Below are 3,216 nucleotides of genomic sequence, written 5' to 3'. Positions count from 1 at the left end.
GCGCCGAAATCGCCCTTGAGCGTCTTGGTGCTATGGCCGTTACGGGTGTTGGCGGTGCTGTTGGTCACCTCGCCGCTTTTGTCGTGGCCCAGGTGATCGGTCATCTCGACTTCCAGCGCGCGCTCGACCAGCATCTTGGTGAGCTGCTTGAGCAGGCCATTTTCGCCAATCAGGTCCTCCGGCTTCTGATAGTTCGCCAGCAGGCTGTCGGCCAGTTTGAGCAGTTCCGGATCGGGCTTGGCACGCTTGTTACGCTTTACAACGGTCATTGTTTCTCCTAGTGGCGGCAGTGTCCTGCCAAATGACCGTTTACACAATATTATTTACACCCTCACTTCTGGACGAATCGCCGGCAACGGCTCGCCATTTCATCCTATCAACCGATCGAGATGTTGTGTCTCTAGGGTTTCACTCATCTTCTCCATTTGTACATATTGCGGCATATTCTGAAGATGAATGGGAGCTAGGGAAAGTTCTTTTGATCGAGTAGTCGAATAGAGAAACTCAAAACTTCAGCCTTGGTTCTCTCACCCTATGTTACTTGACTACTCGTTTTCTTTTGAGCGCGGCTGATACGGCTTGCCGATTTATGCCGAGATGACGTGCAATCTCTGCCTGACTTGCACTGCCGCGTTCCTCTAACTCGTCGAAACAGTCTTTCTCTTTCCTCATTCGTCGAATTTTTTGGTGCGCCGCTCGCGCAACCATATAATAAGCTTCAATTGGCTTGACAAGTATTGCCGGCTTTGAATTCTTGTTCTCTGGCTTGGTGATAAAAGAAAACTCGTCAAGTAGCCTCGTCGGTGCTTTCATTATCCTAAGGTGATGGTATGCAGCATGTCGAACCATAGCATGATCGTCTATGTTCCACTGCCGAAGGTAACCAGCGTATTGCCGCCAAAATTCTCGTATCAGTTCTTCGTATTCAGCGATAAACCTACGATCACGTTGATAGGCGCGACGTGCGTCATCACTGCGTCTTGGATAGTGCAAAGCGCAATATAATTTGCTAGGCCGCTGTGCCCCCTTCGGATTACCAGAGAGTCTAACCGCTCCAGGCATATCGCCAAGCTTTGCCCACTCAGCTATCAATGCATGGCGTTCGACTTGATCGCGAAACGAATCAATCGAAAAATCTCCGCGCATCTCGCGAATGTCACAATACGCCAGGAGAATCTTTCCGGGCGATGGAACCTCGGCGCTACCTTCGAGTGAAAGCTGGTACATAGTAACTAGGTCATCGGCCAATCTCTGTGCCTTAGCGCGTACTTCGTCGGAAAGCGGAACTTTGATAGCCCCGTTGCTGATGCGTTTGAAGACGCTAACAGATTCAAGCGCAACGGAATATTCAGTCTGTTGGCCACAAAGTTTGCAAAAACACCATAGGAAAGATCCTCTGCCGTTGAACCTGGCAGCCCTAGTAACAGGGGTACGCACAATAGTCGCAAAGTCGGAGCCTGGTTGTGGATCCGCAGTGCTGACCAATTTTTTTTGGGCCATTTGTCAACTAGACTCTAACAGAACGACGACATATTAGGGTTTCCAGGCGGCATCATGCAAGCACAATCAACGTAAAGGATCATGCTGAATGATGACGATAGAACAAAACTTGGTCGACCGCTTTGGACCACTTATTCCATTAGCAGGACTCGCTACCCTACTTGATCGCTCTCCTGAGGCGGTTCGCATGTACCTTCGCTCAAATAGCGAGCTTGCTCAAAAAATAAACACATCTAAGCTGAAGGTGGGGCGTCGCCTGTACTTCAGAACAATGGAAGTTGCGCGTTTCCTCAACGCGGAATCCGTTTGAAGACTGGGGTAAGCAATCTATGAGCTTTCGCTCCATCAGCGACGTTTTACCTACACGAACGACTGACTTGCTGGCTTTGGTAAAGGTGATTGAAGAACGTGCTAAGAGTCGTCCGCATTCACCTACAGCGTCTGAACGCGCTGCTGTCGTGCAGCTACCACTGTGGGGGGACGAGGTTCGTTGTATGCCAAATGAGATACTGCGCTCGGCTCTATTTAACGCGAAAAATCGAAATCAGCCCCGGCGTTACTTTGAGAACGAAGAAATAGCAGTGATTGGGCGCTCTACGCGTATTACTTACACCGGTAAAGAGCTAAGACAGAGTGATGAGTCAGTGTGGCTGCAGCTAGTTCACCTGGCGCGACTGGTTCCGTTAGGCTGCCCGATCGAATTTACAGCCTACAGCATGGTCCAATCTCTTCGGCAGGCCAGGTCGAAGCCAAATCCTCAACATGTGGTTCGACTGCTGGACAGCCTGCGTCGCATGCAGGCCAGCTCGCTGTCGGTCTACTCTAAGCGCCTTCGACGCGGTGTTGGCCTGTCCATGATTCCAAAGTTCGAGTGGCAAGATGAGGCTACTGGTTCGCGCCTGCCAATGTGGCGTGCTTGGGTCGCTCCGGAAATGGTTGAGCTGTTTGGCGACGTGCACTTTACGCAATTGCAATGGAATCAGCGCCTAGCTCTGCCTTCCGGGCTTGCGACGTGGATGCATGGCTACCTTGCATCGCACCGCGACCCGCTGCCGATCAAGTTAAGCACCTTATACAGGGGAGCCGGATGCACTACCGACACACCACGAAAATTTAAGCAACTTATGGCAACTGCGTTGGGAGAGCTGAAACAGGTTGGATTTCTCAGCAGCTTTGAGATTCGAGGCGAGCTAGTGCGTGTAAATCGACGCTGACCTACCGACCTATGAGGTACAACCCTACCGACTTATGAAGTACTAAGTACCGCCTTTTGGAGTACTCGATGGCGACGTATGAGGTACACCCAGCCGCCTTTTGAAGTATGTAATCACCGACCTATGGAGTACGCATGGAAGGTCAGGAACGCAGACTGGGTGCGGGTTCGAGGGTGTAAATAATATTGTGTAAACGGTCATTTGGCAGGACACTGCCGCCACTAGGAGAAACAATGACCGTTGTAAAGCGTAACAAGCGTGCCAAGCCCGATCCGGAACTGCTCAAACTGGCCGACAGCCTGCTGGCGAACTATCAGAAGCCGGAGGACCTGATTGGCGAAAATGGCCTGCTCAAGCAGCTCACCAAGATGCTGGTCGAGCGCGCGCTGGAAGTCGAGATGACCGATCACCTGGGCCACGACAAAAGCGGCGAGGTGACCAACAGCACCGCCAACACCCGTAACGGCCATAGCACCAAGACGCTCAAGGGCGATTTCGGCGC

5 protein-coding genes are annotated in these 3,216 nt (G+C 51.7%); 3 read left to right on the top strand and 2 right to left on the bottom strand.

The genetic code is table 11. The features are described 5' to 3' along the window. Together U9J41_RS29185 and U9J41_RS29180 are read right to left on the bottom strand one after the other, a co-directional pair. Positions 1-269: transposase (locus U9J41_RS29185; RefSeq protein ID WP_322400125.1), on the bottom strand; the 269-nt coding region annotated here is incomplete at its 3' end. A gap of 268 nt (positions 270-537) precedes the next feature. Then, positions 538-1,500, bottom strand: a complete 963-nt coding sequence (locus tag U9J41_RS29180) for a MarR family transcriptional regulator (protein WP_322405698.1) — start codon at positions 1,498-1,500, stop codon at positions 538-540. Positions 1,501-1,588: 88 nt separating this feature from the next. On the opposite strand from U9J41_RS29180, the gene U9J41_RS29175 reads away from it, so the two are divergent. The 3 genes from U9J41_RS29175 to U9J41_RS29165 form a co-directional block, all read left to right on the top strand. Then, positions 1,589-1,810, top strand: a complete 222-nt coding sequence (locus U9J41_RS29175) for a DNA-binding protein (RefSeq protein WP_322405697.1) — start codon at positions 1,589-1,591, stop codon at positions 1,808-1,810. 19 nt (positions 1,811-1,829) lie between these two features. After that, entirely contained in the window at positions 1,830-2,714 is an 885-nt protein-coding gene (gene trfA / locus U9J41_RS29170) for a plasmid replication initiator TrfA (protein WP_322405696.1), read from the top strand. Between the two features lie 233 nt (positions 2,715-2,947). After that, on the top strand, positions 2,948-3,216 hold a 269-nt coding region (locus U9J41_RS29165; protein ID WP_322400125.1), incomplete at its 3' end, for a transposase.

Origin of the sequence: Massilia luteola, from assembly GCF_034420155.1 — a bacterium.
In the GTDB taxonomy this organism is placed as follows: Bacteria; Pseudomonadota; Gammaproteobacteria; order Burkholderiales; family Burkholderiaceae_D; genus Telluria; species Telluria luteola.
The sequence above is the reverse complement of the archived record's forward strand: the minus strand, read 5'-3'. Positions and strand labels throughout refer to the sequence as shown.